Source organism: Polaromonas sp. P1_G2, from assembly GCF_056405515.1.
In genome coordinates this window covers 1-453 of sequence record NZ_JBFUBY010001132.1, presented here as the reverse complement: position 1 = coordinate 453, position 453 = coordinate 1, and the positions used below count along the sequence as shown (strand labels likewise).

Genomic DNA, 453 nt, shown 5'->3' with positions numbered 1-453 from the left:
CAATAGGCCTCTGCGACCGGGTTCAACCATACCCATTTGTGGAAATGGCCGGTAATCCGATTGAGCCAGACCGCACCCGGCTCCTTGTTCCAATGCTCGACCGATCCGCCAGCCATGCTGATCTCATAGGGGCTCATAGATGCATCGCCGGCAAAGATCACCTTATAATCGGGACCATAGGTGCGGATGACCTCTTCCGTCGGGAGCATCGACGACTTGCGCCTGAGATTGTCTTTCCAGACGCCCTCGTACAGGCAATTGTGGAAGTAGAAATATTCGAGCTGGCGGAATTCGGATTTCGCAGCTGAAAACAGCTCCTCGGCGATCTTCAGGTGATCGTCCATCGAGCCGCCGATGTCAAAGAACATCAAAAGCTTCACCCGATTGCGGCGCTCGGGCCGCGTCTGCACATCCAGCCAACCATGCTCGGCCGTTGCGCGGATGGTGTTATCG

1 pseudogene is annotated in these 453 nt (G+C 56.1%); it reads right to left on the bottom strand.

Annotation, left to right across the window (positions count from 1 at the left end):
• Positions 1–453 (bottom strand): annotated as a pseudogene (locus AC1D0P_RS29410) (hypothetical protein); the annotation flags it as partial.